Source organism: Brevundimonas nasdae (assembly GCF_016654005.1).
Lineage (GTDB): Bacteria > Pseudomonadota > Alphaproteobacteria > Caulobacterales > Caulobacteraceae > Brevundimonas > Brevundimonas nasdae.
In genome coordinates this window covers 87,422-100,352 of sequence record NZ_JAEPWN010000010.1, presented here as the reverse complement: position 1 = coordinate 100,352, position 12,931 = coordinate 87,422, and the positions used below count along the sequence as shown (strand labels likewise).

Below are 12,931 nucleotides of genomic sequence, written 5' to 3'. Positions count from 1 at the left end.
GTCAGGCGCGACCTCACCCCTTTCGCCCATCAAACGCGGCCCGCGCCGCTTCAATGCGGTCGATGTTCTTTTCGGCCCAAAGCCAGACGCCGCAGAAGGCTTCGGCCAGGGTGACACCCAGGTCGGTCAGGCGGTATTCGACCTTGGGCGGGATGACGGGGTGGACGGTGCGGACGACCAGGCCGTCGCGCTCCATCTGACGCAGGGTCTGGGTCAGCATCTTCTGGCTGACGCCCTCGACCAGCCGGCCCAACTGGGTGAAGCGGGTCTCGCCGTGTTCGGCCAGAACCTCCAGGATCAGCATGGTCCATTTGTCCGCAACCCGCCCGATCACCTCGGTGACCAGGGCCTCGACGCGCGGATCGGCGGTCTGTCCGGTGTCAGGATGTGCGATTTTTGCGGCGGGAAGTCCCGTCATGTCTTAATCTTTCCGTGCGGTAAGTATGGCGGGTTTCGGTGCCTACTTTCCATAAGAGAGCGCCCGTCATAACTGGGTTTCAACGCGATTGCACGCGTCAGAACAGGAGCCTGACCATGAACATCACCGGCAACACCATCCTGATCACCGGCGGCGGCACCGGCATCGGCCGCGACCTGGCAGAGGCCCTGCACGCGCGGGGCAATCAGGTCATCATCACCGGCCGTCGCGAGGCCCCGCTGATCGAGGCCGCAGCCGCCAACCCCGGCATGGCCTGGGCCACGCTGGACATCGCCGACCCGGCCGCCATCCGCGCCTTCGCCGCCCAGGTCGTCAGGGATCACCCGGCCCTGAACGTGGTCGTCAACAATGCCGGCGTCATGTTGGCCGAGGACCTGAAGGCCGAGCCGTTCGATCTGGACACCGTCGAGACGACGGTCGCCACCAACCTGCTGGGCCCGATCCGCCTGACCGCCGCCCTGCTGCCGCATCTGCGCGCGCAGAAGGCCTCGACCGTGGTGACCGTGTCCTCGGGCCTGGCCTTCATCCCCCTGGCCGCGACGCCGACCTATAATGCGACCAAGGCGGCCATCCATTCCTGGAGCCAGTCGCTGCGTCACCAGTTGGCCGATACGTCGGTCGAGGTGCTGGAGCTGGCCCCGCCCGCCGTCGCCACCGACCTGATGCCCGGCCATGCCGAGAACCCGAACTCCATGCCCCTGGCCGACTATACGGCGGAGGTCGTCAGCCTGATCGAACGCGGCGACACCCCGCGCGGCGAAATCCTGGTCGAACGCGTCAAGCCGCTGCGGTTCGCGGAGCGGAATGACTATCAGGCGGTGTTCGAACGCCTGAACGGCGCGCACTAGCGTCCGCCGACCCTCTACTAAGAGCCGTCATTCCGGGGCGCCTGAAAGGCGAACCCGGAACCCAGGAGGCGCGCATCCAGCGCCAACGTCCAATGGCGCAATCACGCCCCTGGGTTCCGGGTTCTTCGCTACGCTCAGCCCCGGAATGACGACCCGATGAATAGGCCGAATGTAAAATCGACCGCCTAGGTCTCAAACGCGGTCAGGATCGGGCAGGGTCCGGCGTGGTTCTGACCGCAACGTTCGGCCAGGGTCGTCAGCGAGGCGCGGGCGGCCTGAAGCTCGGCGATCTTGACGTCCAGATCGGCGATCCGCGCCTGGGCCAGGGCGCGCGCCCGGTCGTGGTCGTGGCCTGAATCCAGGGCCAGAAGCTCGCCGATCTGCTCCAGGGTGAAGCCCGCGCCCTGGGCCGCGCGGATGAAGCGCAGGCGGCGGACCTCCGGCTCGCCATAGCGGCGCACCCCGCCGTCGCCGTCCGGTTTGGGCATCAGATCGCGCCGCTGATAATAGCGCACCGTCTCGACGCCGACGCCGCCCGCACGGGCCAATCCTGCAATCGTCGTGGTCATGCCTTGACTCCGTACCATGGTCCGCACCCCACATGGGGTTCGACGCTGGAAACGCAAAGTCGAAGGAAGCCCCATGTCCGCTCAAAAGACCGCCGTCCTGCACCGCATGGTGATGGATAAACACGTGTGCCCGTGGGGTCTGCGCGCCCTCTATCTGCTGAAAAGCGAAGGCTACAAGGTCGAGGACCGCTGGCTGACCACGCGCGAACAGGTCGACGCCTTCAAGGCCCAGCACGACGTCAAGACCACGCCCCAGACCTTCATCGACGGCCAGCGGGTCGGGGGATACGACGACCTGCGCCGGTTCCTGGGCAAGCCGGTCAAGGACAAGGACAAGAAGACCTACACCCCCGTTCTGGTCGTGTTCGCGGTCACCGCCCTGATGGCCGTCGCCGCCAGCTATGCGGGAGGAACCCTGCTGACCATGCGCACGCCGGAATGGTTCATCGCCTTTTCGATGGCGGCGCTGGCCATGCTGAAGCTGCGCGATCTGGACGGGTTCGCCACCATGTTCCTGGGCTATGACGTGCTGGCCAAGCGCTGGCTGCCCTATGCCTACATCTATCCGTTCATCGAACTGGGCGCGGGCGTGCTGATGATCGCAGGCGTGCTGAACTGGCTGTCGGTGCCAGCGGCCGTTGTCGCTGGCTCCATCGGCGCCTGGTCGGTGTTCAAGGCCGTCTATATCCAGAAGCGCGAGCTGAAATGCGCCTGCGTCGGCGGCGACAGCAATGTGCCGCTGGGCTTCCTGTCCCTGACCGAGAACCTGATGATGGTGGCGATGGCCGTCTGGATGGGGTGGATGGCCTGGGGCTGAGGCCATCCACTCGCGACCGTTTACCGGTCGCCGGTCGAGCGGGCGATAACGGCGCGCATCCCCTCGGCGTGAAGGGCGCCGGACGGTGCGATCTTGGTGTTGGGCGTCTCGGCCGGGCCGGTGTTGGCCGTCAGGTCCTCCGGTCCGCGCCAGCCGGGGTTCTCGGACTTGTGCTGCACGGCCGCGGCCAGGTTCCGGGTCGCCTTTTCCGCCGGAGATTTCCTGGCGGCGTCGCGGCGGGCGTGAACCTCGTCCGTCACCCGCTTCACGGCCTCGGCTAGCAGGGCCTTCTTCTGGCGCGCGCCCGTGTCTGGGCCGGGGGCTTCGGCGTTGCGGGTCCGTGTGCGGATCATGCGCTGGACCCGGTCGCGCCGGGCGCGCAGCCGCTTCTGCAGATCGGTCAGCTGGGCCTGATTGAGAGCGCCGAGGTCACGGCTCTGAGCGACCAGTTCACGCTCGCCCGTGTCCAGAGCGCGCTCTTCGTGGCTGATGGCCATCCGTTTTCTCCGTTTTCCGTTGCAGGAAAAATAAGCGTCCGCCCTCGCCGGATGTTCCATATTTGCGACGGTGGGTCACAGCCCGAGACGCCGGGACAGGCGTTGTTCTTGACTTCACGCGCCTTTGCCTCCATTTGCGCCGCATCGCACAATCGCGATCTCCGGCGTCTCCAGCGCGTGTGGGTCCCTCCCCGGGCCTGTCTGTAGAAGTCGCCGGTTCCTCAAGTTCATTCGCTGCCCGGACACGCGGGGCGGCGCCCGATCCACCCCGCAGGCCTCACCCCCGAGGCCCCGTCGGGACTGGCGGTGCGCGGCCCTTAGGCGTCATGCCATGGCTGAAAGCGCCCTGCCGCACGCGAAAGACACTGCTGTGAGCACCACATTCGAATCCATGGGCCTGAACAAGGCCCTTCTTCAGGCCCTGACCGCGACCGGCTACACCAAGCCCACGCCGATCCAGGAAAAGGCCATCCCTGACGTCATGCTGGGCAAGGACCTGCTGGGCATCGCCCAGACCGGCACCGGCAAGACCGCCGCCTTCGCCCTGCCGATCCTGCATCGCCTGGCCGAGAACCGCACCCCACCCGTGCCTCGCACCACGCGCGCCCTGATCCTGAGCCCGACGCGCGAACTGGCCACCCAGATCGGCGACAGCTTCAAGGCCTACGGCGCCCACCTGGGCTTCCGGGTCGCGGTCATCTTCGGCGGCGTGAAATACGGCGCCCAGGAACGCGCCCTGCAACAGGGCCTGGACATCCTGGTCGCCGCGCCGGGCCGTCTGCTGGACCATATCCAGCAGAAGACGCTGGACCTGTCCTCGACCGAAATCTTCGTGCTGGACGAAGCCGACCAGATGCTGGACCTGGGCTTCATCAAGCCGATCCGCCAGATCGTCAGCCGCATGCCTGCGCGCCGTCAGAACCTGTTCTTCTCGGCGACCATGCCGTCCGAGATCGGCAAGCTGGCGGGTGAACTGCTGAAAGACCCGGTCAAGGTTCAGGTCACCCCCCAGTCGACCACCGTCCAGCGCATCAGCCAGTCGGTCGTCTATATCGAACAGGGCAAAAAGCGCGCCCTGCTGACCGAGATGTTCAGCGACCCGGAATACAAGCGCTGCCTGGTCTTCACCAAGACCAAGCACGGCGCCGACAAGGTTGCGGCCTATCTGGAGACCGGCGGCGTCGAAGCCGGCGCGATCCACGGCAACAAGTCCCAGCCCCAGCGGGAACGCACGCTGGAAGCCTTCAAGAAGGGCAAGCTGCGCGTTCTGGTCGCCACCGACATCGCCGCGCGCGGCATCGACGTGGACGGCGTCTCGCACGTCGTGAACTTCGAACTGCCGCACGTGCCGGAGAGCTATGTCCACCGCATCGGCCGTACGGCCCGCGCGGGCAAGGACGGCACCGCCGTCAGCTTCGTGGCTGGCGACGAGATGAAGCTGCTGCGCGACATCGAAAAGGTCACGCGCCAGAAGATCCCGGCTGCGGATCGTCGCAACGACAAGCAGCTGGCGGCTCTGGACGCCTCCATCATGTCGGCGGGCGTGGCCAAGAAGGCGACCCTGCCGGAACGTGAAGGCGGCGAACGCAACGAGGGCGGACGCGGGGGCCGCGGCCGTCGCAACCCGCATCGCGACGGCGTGCGTCCGGAAGGCGGCGGCCAGCCTCACCGCAAGCGTCGCGGTGATCGCGGTGGCGAAGCGGCGGCGGCGAGGCCTGAGAAGACCTACAACCCGATGGCCGGCGAAAAGACCACGCCGCGCGAACCCCGCCCGTCGGATCCCCGCAAGAGCGAGCCGCGTCCCGAGGGCGAACTGAAGCGCCGCCCCCGCCGCCGCCCGTCGAACGGCGGCAAGGGCTACGGCGCCGCCAAGGGCTGAAACGATCCTGCCCGTGAAGCGTAGCGGAACGGAGCCTTCTAGCTCGTCATTCCGGGGCTGAGCGTAGCGAAGAACCCGGAACCCAGAGCGCCCCTCACGCCGCTCAATGCGACTGGCGCCTGGTGCAAGCCTCCTGGGTTCCGGGTTCGTCCTGCGGACGCCCCCGAATGACGGCTCTAGATTCCTCCCCCGCTGCGGGAAGAGGAATAAAAACGGCGGCGCCTGCGAAGGCGCCGCCGTTCTCATGTCAGCCGATGGCTGCGGACCTTAGAAGTTCCAGGTCGCGCCCACCGAGAAGCCGACGCCCGAGCCGCTCGACTCGGCCAGGATGTTGGAGATGGCCACACCATTGCCATAGACGTCGCGCGTCTCGACGACCTTGCTCTTGTCGATGTCGATATAAGTCACCGCGCCGTCGAAGGTCACCGAACCCAGGGTCTTGGAGATGCCCGCCGAATACAGCATGCGGTCGCCGTCCGGGATGCGGGCGGTGCGCTGGCCGTCGCGGGTCGGGGTCGGATCATAGCCGATGCCGCCGCGCACCGTCATGGTCGGATCCACGGCGTAGTCGAAGCCGATCGCGCCCGTGGTCACGTCCTTGTAATTCTGGACGATGGCGCTGTCGGTGGTGTTGTAGTGGACGCGGATGGCGTCGAACTCGCTCCAGCCGATGCGGTTGACCTGGGCGTTCAGCGTCAGCTTGTCATTGACGTGATAACGGCCCGACAGGGTGGCGAACCATGGGGTGTTGAAGTTGGCGTTGCCGTTGGCGGCGACATTGGCCACAGCCAGCGCGCCCGTCAGACCCGAGATGTTGATGTCGCCGTCCAGGTCATGCTCGATCTTGGAGCGGTACGACAGACCCAGGTCCAGCTTGCTGAAGTGCGCCTGGGCGCCGACGTTCCAGCCGTAATCCCAGCCGTCGCCTTCCAGCGAGTTGAAGCCGTCCGTCGCCGCCGGCAGCAGGAACACAGGCACGCCCGTCGCCGTCGGCGCGCCAGCCACGCCCGTCACCGTCGGCAGGTTCGGCATGGCCGAGGTCAGCTTGGCCTTCACATACTGAGCGTCGAAACCGGCGCCGACGTCCAGCCAGTCCGTGACCTTGGCGGCCAGCACCAGGCCGATGTTGGCCGAGCGCAGTTCGGACGTCATGGCGTCGTAGCGGGCGAAGTCGTTGGCTTCGTACTTGGTGGTGAAGTTGTAGGGCGCCTGAACGGCCAGGCCAACGGTGAAGCGGTCGCCGATCGGCTGGGCGATGGCGAAGTTCGGCACCAGGCCGCTTTCAACCACGTCATGGACGTGCGGGTTGCCGCCGACCGGGGTCGAACCCGTCAGGATGGTGCCGGCCGGGAAGGGCGCGGGCGCAGGCAGGTTGTAGTTGATGGTCGATCCGCGGTCGTCGACGCTGGAGTCCAGGATCAGGCCGTGGGCACCGACATAGGCCTGACGACCGCTGCGGGCGATGGCGGCGGGGTTCCACCACAGCGACTGAACGCCGGTGTCGGCGCCTTCGCCGGAATAGGCGCGTCCTGCGCCGCGGGTCGATTGTTCTTGAAGATAGAAGGAGCCGGCCATGGCCGGGGCGGAGACGCCGACCAGCAGGGCGGTCGTCAGGGCCAGTCCGCCTACGCGGGCGATGTTCCTGGGGTTCATTTCATACACCTAATAAGCGTCGCCCGCCTGATCAGCGGGACGATCGGGGGAGGAGCCCAAAAAGCGTTCTCGTCATGAAAACGTTGCAGGCAAGGCCCCCATCGGACCGGAAGCGGGCGAAACAGTGGCGCGAAAGCCGCACACGATCACGCCTTCGAGAGGTTCCGCGACGGCAAGATCAACGCCAGGCTTTGCCGTCATTCTGGTCAAATATTGCGCCCGATCAGGGGCTTCGACGCCTTGTTAAAGCCAGCATCCGATCATGTGCGTCCGATCGCCCTGGCAGGATCAGACCCGGATGTGGCCATGAAACGACAGGTTGGGCGCAGCGGCGTCAGCCTAGCAGGAAGCGTAGCGGAATCTGGACACGGCGCGCCCAGCTGGGTTCGTTGTGGCTGGCCCCCGGAAAGACCGAAGTCTCGAACGACACGCCGTCGACATAGCCGCGCGCCCTGGCGACCCGATCGGCGACCGGTTGGAACAGCGCATAGCGCGCGTCCAGATCCTCGGTGCCGCGATCGAAATAGAGCCGATGCATCGCCGGGTCCGGCAGAGCCGCGCGCATATAGTCGATCATGGCCCCGTCGCCGATGATCCAATGGGGAGACAAACAGGCCGCGCCGCCGAACACCTGGGGATATTCGCACATCCCATAGAGCGAGATCAGTCCGCCCATGCTGGACCCCATCAGCAGGGTGGCGGCCGAACGGCGGTCCGTGCGGTAGGTCCGGTCGATGTGCGGTTTGACCACCTCCACGACGAAACGAAGATAGGCGTCCGAGGCGATCTGGTCTGCCAGGACGGGACGCCCGGTCGAGGTGGCGACCGGCGCACCGCGCGCCGTGGCGATGTCAAAGGCGCGACGCGGCATATATTCGCCCGAGCGGTTCGGGCTGTTGTCGATGGCCACGATGATGGCGGGTCGGACCGCCTGTCGCGCCAGCAGATCGCTCATGGCCTCGTCGACAGTCCATCGGCCAAAGGGACCGGCCGGGCGGGGATCGGCCGAAAAGACGTTCTGGCCGTCGTGCATGTAGATGACGGGCAAGTCCCCTGACAGGGCGTCATATCCGGGCGGCAGCCAGACCTGCACCTGCCGCTCGGGCAGGCCCTCGCCGCCCGCCGCAAACGCGGGCTCCAGCCGCCCCCTGTCCGGCGCCCGGGCCTGAGCAAATGAGGCCGCCAGAAGACCGCCTCCCGCCCCCGCCAGGACGGCGCGGCGTGTCGCGATCACCGGCCCGCCGCCGGAACCGCCGCGTAGCGCCGTCGGATCGCCTCGGGCATGTCGGCCAAATGGGCGCGGAACGACGCCAGATCGGAAGGCGGCGCCTTCCAGTCGGGGTCGGGATATTGCTGCAGGGCGCGGTCGATGTTGGCCTCGGTGACGAAATCCACCTCGGCCGTCGCTGGCTGCAGTCGCGCGATCGGCGCCAGGAAGACGTAGCCGTCAAAGAAATCGCCAAGGGTGAAGTCAGCCTGACAGGTCGCAAAGGCGCTGGCGTCCGGCAGGCGGCCGACCGGCGCGCCCCGCAGATCAAAGCCCAGCGGCCGATCGCCCACCCGCGCCATCAGCCGCTCGATCCCGCCGCCCGCCGGCTGGATATAGGAGTCCGCTCCGCCCGCCGCCGGGAAGGGCTGGTGCATCAGGATGGCGGCGATCCTCCCGCCGTTGCGTTTCAGCAGATGATTGCCCAGCCATTCATCGTCATAGCTGCAGAAGCCGTCGGCGTTGCGCTCGACCCGCCCCGAAGCGTAGCGCATGAAGGCGTGCGGCGTGCCGGTCAGGACCAGCGCTTTCTCTTTGCGGTCCAGCACTTCGCGCTGGATCAGATCGGCCCGGAACCGGTCGATCGTGCCGCGCGGGAAGATGCGACGCAGTGACTCGGGCGTCGCAGGCGATTCATAGGCGCTCCAGTCGAACACATAGCTCATGTTCAGGATGCGGAACGGCGGCGCGCCAGCCGGAAGCGTTCGGTTGAAACGCCAGGCCGCCTCATAGAAGGCTCGATATTCCAGCCAGCTCCAGGCGACATTATAGTTGAACATCAACCGACGCGCCGTCTCCGGGTCCCAGGTCGGCGCGGTGATCAGGGCGTCCAGCGCCGCCTGATCCTCTTCTGCGCCGAACTCCATGACCAACTGCCTGATGCCTGCGCGGTACAGGTTCGGGATCAGATCGCGCACAAAGGCCAGGGTCTGGGCGATGGCGTGATCTTCGCCCAACAGGACGACATCGGCGCGTTCGAACTGGCTGATCAGATAGTCGCCAGGCGCTCGGCCATTCTGTCGCAGATAGGCCAGGGCGGCGTCTTCGACGCCAGCCTGCGCATGACCGACCGTCGGCCTGATCGCCAGCCCAAGGCCCAGCGCGCAGAACGCCGCGCCAAACCGGCGGCGATCCAGCCCCGACGCCCTCTTGTCCAACCCAGTCACCTGATCGCCCTCCCCTTGGAATCAATTTTTGTCGGGAGCGACCATACCGGCGAGGTTTTCTTTCAACCGATCAATTTGTGTGGCGGGCGCCCCTGAGCAGACGTCGCGTCTGAATCCAGAACCGGACTTGAGGTTTTGTGCTATAAGGACCATCTCGGGCGGACGGATTTCGCCCCGCCCAGGCTTTTTGCCGCCAGCCTTTTGCAGACCGATCCCTATGTACGAAACGCCCGAACTGGAAACCGACGTCCTGGTCCGTTCCAGCAGCATCCGCATCCACACGCCCGAGGATTTCGAGGGCATGCGCAAGGCCGGGCGTCTGGTCGCCGAGGCGCTGGACATGATTATCCCTCACGTACAGCCGGGCGTGACCACGGGCCGGATCGACGATCTGGTGCGCGAGTTCACCCTGGACAACGGCGGCCTGCCCGCCTGCCTGGGCTACAAGGGTTATGAGAAGACCGTCTGCACCTCGATCAACCACGTCGTCTGCCACGGCATTCCCGGCGACAAGGTTCTGAAGGAAGGCGACATCGTCAACATCGACCACACCGTCATCGTCGACGGCTGGCATGGCGACAGCAGCCGCATGTATGCGGTCGGCGAGATCAACGCCCGCGCCAAGCGCCTGATCGACGTCACCTATGAATCGCTGGATCTGGGTCTGGCTCAGGTCAAGCCGGGCAACACCTTCGGCGACATCGGCTTCGCCATCCAGAAGTTTGTCGAGGCCCAGCGCATGAGCGTGGTGCGCGACTTCTGCGGCCACGGCATCGGCCGCGTCTTCCACGACAGCCCCAACGTCCTGCACTATGGCCGCAAGGGCGACGGCGCCGTGCTGAAGGCCGGCATGTTCTTCACCGTCGAGCCGATGGTGAACCTGGGCAAGCCGCAGGTGAAGGTGCTGTCCGACGGCTGGACCGCCGTGACCCGCGACAAGTCCCTGTCCGCCCAGTGCGAACACACCATCGGCGTGACGGAAGACGGGCTGGAGATTTTCACCGCCTCGCCCAAGGGCTTGTTCCGCCCGAACTGACTCCAGGTCTGATCGATACCGGACCTTCCTCCCGGCTCGTCATTCCGGGGCGTCCGAAGGACGAACCCGGAACCCAGGAGGCGTGCATCCGGTGTTGAATGCGGCCAGGGTCGTGATTGTGGCCCTGGGTTCCGGGTTCTTCGCTTCGCTCAGCCCCGGAATGACGGTCAGGCTGAACGCCGCCACACACGTCTTCCCCCGACGAACGTAGTGAGACCGCGGGACGGCGAAAGAGTTGACGTCCGCACACGCCGTGCTTGCGCCCGCCCCCGGATCGACCGATCCTGCCGGCGCATGACCGACGAACTTCCCGCCAAGACCCCGCCGCGCCACAGCGGCCACCGCGACCGGCTGCGCGAGCGGGCGGCCAAGGGGGGACTAGGCGCCCTGCCCGACTATGAACTGCTGGAGCTGCTGCTGTTTCGCAGCGTGCCATACAAGGACACCAAGCCGCTGGCCAAGGACCTGCTGGCGCGGTTCGGCGGGCTGGAGGGAATAGGCGCGGCCAGTCATGAGGCGGTCGAGGACAGCGTGGCGCGGTCGCTGGGCTATGCGCCGGGCAAGGCGACGCGGGCGGTGGCGCTGGACCTGCAGCTGATCTTCGACGTGACGCGCCGGATCGCTCGCGAACCGACCGCCAAACGCCCCGTCATCTCGTCCTGGTCGGCGCTTCTGGCCTATGTGCGGGTCGCCCTTCAGCACGAACCGCGCGAGCAATTCCGGGTGCTGTATCTGGACAAGAAGAACCAGCTGATCCTGGACGAGGTGCAGAACCGCGGCACCGTCGATCACGCCCCCGTCTATCCCCGCGAAGTGGTGCGCCGCGCGCTGGAGCTGTCGTCCAGCGCCCTGATCCTGGTCCACAACCATCCGTCCGGCGACCCGACGCCCAGCCGGGCCGATGTCGAGATGACGAAACAGGTTGTGCTGGCGGGCCGCGCCCTTAACGTCGAGGTGCATGACCATCTGGTCGTCGGCCGCGACGGCGTGGCCAGCCTGAAGCAACTGGGACTGATGTGACGACGACGCTGAGCACGGAACGGCTGGTCCTGACCCCCGCCGGGGTCGATGACTTCACCGAAATCGCCGCCCTTTGGAAGAAACTGGACTTCACCCAGTTCATCATGGGCCGCGCCCTGTCGGATGAAGAGGTCTGGTTCCGCCTGTTGCGCGACCTGGGGCACTGGACCGCGCTGGGCCACGGCAACTGGTCGATCCGATTGAAGCACGGCGGCGCCTATCTGGGCAGCGTGGGAGTGCTGAACTACCGGCGCGAGATGACGCCCGCCTTCGATGCGCCCGAACTGGGCTGGGGCGTCGATCCGGCCTATCAGGGCCGGGGTTACGCCGCAGAGGCCCTGACCGCCGCCCTGGCCTGGGCCGACCGGACCCTGGGCGCCGCGCGCACCGTCTGCATGATCGCGCCCGACAACCTGCCCTCGCTGAAACTGGCCGCCCGCGTCGGCTATCGGCCCTATGCCGAGACGACCTACAACGACCATCTGGTGCGGCTGTTCGAACGGCCCAGCATAGCCGCGTAGTCAGCCATTAAGGTTTATGAGGCAGGTTGCAGGGTGAACGTCTCACGAGTGCCTTCCCATGCCCATGCCCGTCGAAACCCTGCGCCAGCATCTGGTCGACGCCTTCCCTGACGCAGAGATCACCATCGAGGATCTGGCCGGAGACGGCGACCACTATCGCGCGCGCATCGTTTCCGGCGCCTTTGCGGGCCTGTCGCGCGTGAAGCAGCACCAACTGGTCTATGCGGCCCTGAAGGGCCAGATGGGCGGCGAACTGCACGCCCTGGCGCTGGAGACCTCCGCCCCACAGACGGCCCAGGGAACCTGATCCATGCGTTATCGTCCGTTCGGCGCAGCGGGCGCCGCAGTTTCGAACCTGACCTTCTCCATCGGCACGGACACCCTGTCGGGGGGACGCGGCGCTACGCTGGACCTGCTCTATTCGGCTCTGGAGGCGGGCATCAACTCCTACCGGCTGGACGCGCCCGACCCCGTCACCGCCGAGGTGCTGGGCGAGGCCCTGTCCCACGTCAACCGCGACCTGGTCTGCGTCAGCCTGAACCTGGGCGCGGGCGAAGGCAGGAATGCGCCCCGCGACTTCTCCGCCGAGGGCATGACCGACGCCATCGACCAGGTTCTGCATTTCTCGGGCCTGGGCTGGATCGACGTCGCCGTGCTGCAGGAGCCGGGCGAGCACGAGCTGCAGCAGTCGTCCCTGACGGCGTTGAAGGGCCTGCGCGCGACCGGACGCATCAAGCTGCTCGGCGTGGCGGGCGAAGGCGAGGTGATGGACGCCTATGTCTCGACCGGCGCCTTCGACGTGCTGATGACGCCCTACAACATCCATTCGGACTGGAAGATCCGCAACCGCGTCCGCGCCGCGCGCGAACAGGACATGGCGATCTTCGTCTATGACTATTTCCGCGACCGCCGCGCGCCGGATCGCGACATCTCCAAGGCCCCGCCCCGCAAGCGCGGCTTCTTCGGCATAGGGGCGGAGCCGCGCGTGAAGGGGACCGCCGATCCCTATCATTTCCTCTACAACACGCCGAAATGGACGGCTGAGACGATCAGCCTGACCTACGCCCTGATCGATCCGTCGATCGCCAGCGTCATCGTCCGCGCCAAGGACAAGGACCGGCTGAAAACCCTGGCCGAGACGCCCGAACGCGACATGCCGCCGGGCCTGGCCGCCCAGATCGAGATGGCCGGGGTCCAGCCCAACGCCGCCTGAACCCAT

General features: G+C 66.6%; 14 protein-coding genes. 8 read left to right on the top strand and 6 right to left on the bottom strand.

The features are described from left to right. Positions 1-13: 13 nt before the first annotated feature. The gene (locus tag JKF87_RS14750) at positions 14-418 is read right to left on the bottom strand and encodes a winged helix-turn-helix transcriptional regulator (RefSeq protein ID WP_201100646.1); all 405 of its coding nucleotides are present in this window, start codon (positions 416-418) and stop codon (positions 14-16) included. A gap of 116 nt (positions 419-534) precedes the next feature. On the opposite strand from JKF87_RS14750, the gene JKF87_RS14745 reads away from it, so the two are divergent. Beyond that, entirely contained in the window at positions 535-1,287 is a 753-nt protein-coding gene (locus tag JKF87_RS14745) for an SDR family oxidoreductase (RefSeq protein ID WP_201100645.1), read from the top strand. A 185-nt stretch (positions 1,288-1,472) separates the two neighbouring features. On the opposite strand, the gene JKF87_RS14740 is transcribed toward JKF87_RS14745, so the two are convergent. Further along, positions 1,473-1,856, bottom strand: a complete 384-nt coding sequence (locus JKF87_RS14740) for a MerR family transcriptional regulator (protein WP_201100644.1) — start codon at positions 1,854-1,856, stop codon at positions 1,473-1,475. A gap of 73 nt (positions 1,857-1,929) precedes the next feature. Between JKF87_RS14740 and JKF87_RS14735 the strand changes: the two genes are divergently transcribed. Beyond that, complete coding sequence (locus JKF87_RS14735) at positions 1,930-2,673, top strand: MauE/DoxX family redox-associated membrane protein (RefSeq protein ID WP_201100643.1); 744 nt, start codon at positions 1,930-1,932, stop codon at positions 2,671-2,673. Between the two features lie 20 nt (positions 2,674-2,693). On the opposite strand, the gene JKF87_RS14730 is transcribed toward JKF87_RS14735, so the two are convergent. Beyond that, on the bottom strand, positions 2,694-3,170 hold the full coding sequence (locus tag JKF87_RS14730) for a hypothetical protein (protein ID WP_201100642.1): 477 nt from the start codon (positions 3,168-3,170) through the stop codon (positions 2,694-2,696). Between the two features lie 331 nt (positions 3,171-3,501). On the opposite strand from JKF87_RS14730, the gene JKF87_RS14725 reads away from it, so the two are divergent. Further along, entirely contained in the window at positions 3,502-5,049 is a 1,548-nt protein-coding gene (locus JKF87_RS14725; protein WP_201100641.1) for a DEAD/DEAH box helicase, read from the top strand. A gap of 267 nt (positions 5,050-5,316) precedes the next feature. Here JKF87_RS14725 and JKF87_RS14720 read toward each other — a convergent pair whose 3' ends face one another. From JKF87_RS14720 to JKF87_RS14710, 3 genes are all read right to left on the bottom strand, one after another. Further along, a complete protein-coding gene (locus tag JKF87_RS14720; RefSeq protein ID WP_201100640.1) occupies positions 5,317-6,702 on the bottom strand; it encodes an OmpP1/FadL family transporter in 1,386 nt (461 codons plus the stop codon). Positions 6,703-7,036: 334 nt separating this feature from the next. Then, positions 7,037-7,936 (bottom strand): alpha/beta hydrolase, encoded by a 900-nt coding sequence (locus tag JKF87_RS14715; RefSeq protein ID WP_201100639.1) that lies wholly within the window; start codon positions 7,934-7,936, stop codon positions 7,037-7,039. After that, complete coding sequence (locus tag JKF87_RS14710; RefSeq protein ID WP_201100638.1) at positions 7,933-9,135, bottom strand: ChaN family lipoprotein; 1,203 nt, start codon at positions 9,133-9,135, stop codon at positions 7,933-7,935. Before JKF87_RS14710 ends, JKF87_RS14715 begins: the two co-directional genes overlap by 4 nt. 217 nt (positions 9,136-9,352) lie before the next feature. Between JKF87_RS14710 and map the strand changes: the two genes are divergently transcribed. From map to JKF87_RS14685, 5 genes are all read left to right on the top strand, one after another. Continuing rightward, the gene (gene map, locus JKF87_RS14705; protein ID WP_201100637.1) at positions 9,353-10,171 is read left to right on the top strand and encodes a type I methionyl aminopeptidase; all 819 of its coding nucleotides are present in this window, start codon (positions 9,353-9,355) and stop codon (positions 10,169-10,171) included. 294 nt (positions 10,172-10,465) lie between these two features. Continuing rightward, a complete protein-coding gene (gene radC, locus JKF87_RS14700; protein WP_201100636.1) occupies positions 10,466-11,191 on the top strand; it encodes a RadC family protein in 726 nt (241 codons plus the stop codon). Next, positions 11,188-11,712 (top strand): GNAT family N-acetyltransferase, encoded by a 525-nt coding sequence (locus tag JKF87_RS14695; RefSeq protein ID WP_201100635.1) that lies wholly within the window; start codon positions 11,188-11,190, stop codon positions 11,710-11,712. The genes radC and JKF87_RS14695 overlap by 4 nt, the downstream gene beginning before the upstream one ends. Before the next feature lie 58 nt (positions 11,713-11,770). Next, positions 11,771-12,019 (top strand): BolA family protein, encoded by a 249-nt coding sequence (locus JKF87_RS14690; protein WP_201100634.1) that lies wholly within the window; start codon positions 11,771-11,773, stop codon positions 12,017-12,019. A 3-nt stretch (positions 12,020-12,022) separates the two neighbouring features. Beyond that, on the top strand, positions 12,023-12,925 hold the full coding sequence (locus tag JKF87_RS14685; RefSeq protein ID WP_201100633.1) for an aldo-keto reductase family protein: 903 nt from the start codon (positions 12,023-12,025) through the stop codon (positions 12,923-12,925). Positions 12,926-12,931 lie beyond the last annotated feature (6 nt).

What these genes read in the sequence shown, in the direction of transcription:
- JKF87_RS14745 (WP_201100645.1), top strand. Translation starts at nt 535, where the DNA reads ATGAACATCACCGGCAACACCATCCTGATCACCGGCGGCGGCACCGGC.
- JKF87_RS14685 (WP_201100633.1), top strand. Translation starts at nt 12,023, where the DNA reads ATGCGTTATCGTCCGTTCGGCGCAGCGGGCGCCGCAGTTTCGAACCTG.
- radC (WP_201100636.1), top strand. Translation starts at nt 10,466, where the DNA reads ATGACCGACGAACTTCCCGCCAAGACCCCGCCGCGCCACAGCGGCCAC.
- JKF87_RS14740 (WP_201100644.1), bottom strand. Translation starts at nt 1,856, where the DNA reads ATGACCACGACGATTGCAGGATTGGCCCGTGCGGGCGGCGTCGGCGTC.
- JKF87_RS14725 (WP_201100641.1), top strand. Translation starts at nt 3,502, where the DNA reads ATGGCTGAAAGCGCCCTGCCGCACGCGAAAGACACTGCTGTGAGCACC.
- JKF87_RS14690 (WP_201100634.1), top strand. Translation starts at nt 11,771, where the DNA reads ATGCCCATGCCCGTCGAAACCCTGCGCCAGCATCTGGTCGACGCCTTC.
- JKF87_RS14750 (WP_201100646.1), bottom strand. Translation starts at nt 418, where the DNA reads ATGACGGGACTTCCCGCCGCAAAAATCGCACATCCTGACACCGGACAG.
- JKF87_RS14735 (WP_201100643.1), top strand. Translation starts at nt 1,930, where the DNA reads ATGTCCGCTCAAAAGACCGCCGTCCTGCACCGCATGGTGATGGATAAA.
- JKF87_RS14730 (WP_201100642.1), bottom strand. Translation starts at nt 3,170, where the DNA reads ATGGCCATCAGCCACGAAGAGCGCGCTCTGGACACGGGCGAGCGTGAA.
- map (WP_201100637.1), top strand. Translation starts at nt 9,353, where the DNA reads ATGTACGAAACGCCCGAACTGGAAACCGACGTCCTGGTCCGTTCCAGC.
- JKF87_RS14720 (WP_201100640.1), bottom strand. Translation starts at nt 6,702, where the DNA reads ATGAACCCCAGGAACATCGCCCGCGTAGGCGGACTGGCCCTGACGACC.